Source organism: Propioniciclava soli (genome assembly GCF_014858005.1).
In the GTDB taxonomy this organism is placed as follows: Bacteria; Actinomycetota; Actinomycetes; order Propionibacteriales; family Propionibacteriaceae; genus Propioniciclava; species Propioniciclava soli.
Map to the genome: position 1 here is coordinate 1 of NZ_JACYOT010000041.1, position 2,250 is coordinate 2,250.

The window sequence follows — 2,250 nt, forward strand, 5'->3', positions numbered from 1 at the left end:
CGGTCACGTACTTGTCGCCCTTGCGGGTGTGTCGCCAGTTGGGTCGGGCTGTGGCGCCCTGCCACGGTTACCCGTGGTGGGTTTCCACAGCCCGCCCGCCGAACCCGGCGTGCGACTTTCACCGCACCGGGCTCTCCACGTGAGGGGGTCGGTCAGCTTGTGACGGTCGATGGGGTCCACGGGGTCGGGATCTGGTAGCCGCGGTAGCGGTACCGGACGATGGGGACGCTGGCTGCGCCCTTGAACCTGACCCCGTCGTGGGCGAGCCGCCAACTGCCCGGCAGACAGTACCTGCGCCGGAGCTCTGGCCATCCGATACGACGGTGCTTCTTCCGTAGCCACGACGTGATCCGTTCCCACGTGTAGGAATCGACCGCGTTGAAGGCTCGTTTGGCCACGCGTGCCGGAAGTAGTTCGCCCACCCACGCAACACTCGACCCAGGTAGGCCATCAGGTAGCCCGGGTCGCGGTGCAGGGTTGCTCTGTACGTCATGGCCTTCACCCGTGCCTTGATCGAGGCGATCGCCTTCGTCGACGGCTTGGTGTACACAAACGACTTGTGGCTCCCGCGTTTCCGCATCCGTCGGATGTGGAAGCCGAGGAAGTCGAACCCGTCGTCGATGTGGACCACTCGGGTCTTGTCCGGCGACAGTCGCAGCCCCATCGGGGCCAACACGACTGCCACCTCCTCGCGCAACTGATCGGCATCAGCCCGTTCGCCTTTGACCACGATCACGAAGTCGTCGGCGTACCGGATGAGCCGGTAGGTCGCCTCGCCGTGATAGCGGCGCCGGTTCCGCTGGTTCGCCGTTCCCATCTCCTGGGTCCAGCGCCGTGCGAACTCGTCGTCCAACACGGACAAAGCGATGTTGGCCAGCAACGGAGACAAGATTCCGCCCTGCGGGGTGCCGGTCACCGTTCCCTCGGTGGTACCCACCGTGGTGAGCACCCCCGCCTTCAGGAACGCCTTCACCAACGCCAGCACACGCTTGTCCGAAACCCTCGCTCGCAGGCGGTCCATCAACGCGGTGTGGTCGATCATGTCGAAACACGCCTCAATGTCGGCCTCCAACACCCACTCATACCGTTTGCTGGTGAAGTGGTGGATCTCGGCGATCGCGTCAGCAGCGCGCCGGTTGGGGCGGAACCCGTACGAGCACGGTTGGAAGTCCGCCTCGAAAATAGGTTCCAGTACCAGCTTCAAGGCGGCCTGCACCACCCGGTCGGTGACGGTGGGGATGCCCAACTTGCGCAGCTTGCCGCTGGCCTTCGGGATCATCACCTGCCGCACCGGCACCGGCTGGAAGGTCCGGGACTTCAACTCGTCCCGTACCTGCCGCAGGAACGCCTCGACCCCCATCCCGGAGGTAACGTGGGCCACCGTGGCCCGGTCCACCCCCGGTGTCCGTGCCCCCTTGTTCCCAGCGACGCGTTCCCACGCCATCGTCAGAAACGCCGGGTCACAGACCAGGTTGTACAGATCATCAAACCGGCGGCCGCGATCCGCGGCCGCCCAACCATGCAGTTTGGTCTGCATCCTCCGTACCGCCAGAAAGGCGCGAGCATCGCTCGGCCACCCAGTGGCACCGGTATTCACCGGTGCGTCTTCGGACATCACAGTTCCTTCCTGCTTCCTCTCGCTGCCGCCCTTTCCCATGCGGTCGGCTTTCCCGACCTCGGAGTACTACGACGGCTCCGCCCCCACCCACACCCTTCGGCCGGCAACGCGCCTATCCCCACCAAGGTGGTGGGGAACGGAGTGCGGAGGGTTCCCACGTTCACTGCTGTTCGGTTGACGGGCGAGGCGCCCGGCTTTGCCCCTGCGGCATCGTCGTGGCTACGCCGTAGACCTTCACCACGACCTGCCGGACCCGACACATTCACCGTTCCGACAGTTCCCCACCCCGACGGCCGTCTGGCTGACGACCCCCACGGCGGTTACGCACCGCACTCCAGCCCGCATCCACCGGGTTCGAGCTGGTCGACGATCAAGAGGCTTTACGACACCGGTTCCTCTCGTACACCTTCCCGTCTTGCTCACCAGACCCGGCCCATCCGGTAGTGCTGGACCGTCCTGACTTTGTCGCGGCTGCTCCCACCCAACCCCGGCGTTCCCCGAAGTCAGGCTGCCGCCAGCTTCACCCCACTGCTACGACAGCGGGGCGATGCAGGTCTCTCACCTCCATCCGAAACAACAGCGCCTCGTGGCGCACAGCGTGCTCGTCGACGCCGACGACCTCGACGCCGTCG

Annotated in this window: 1 protein-coding gene; it reads right to left on the reverse strand. The window is 65.7% G+C overall.

The features are described 5' to 3' along the window. Window positions 1-118 precede the first annotated feature (118 nt). Window positions 119-1,615, reverse strand: a complete 1,497-nt coding sequence (gene ltrA, locus IFY26_RS17485; protein ID WP_232550288.1) for a group II intron reverse transcriptase/maturase — start codon at window positions 1,613-1,615, stop codon at window positions 119-121. Window positions 1,616-2,250: the final 635 nt, after the last annotated feature.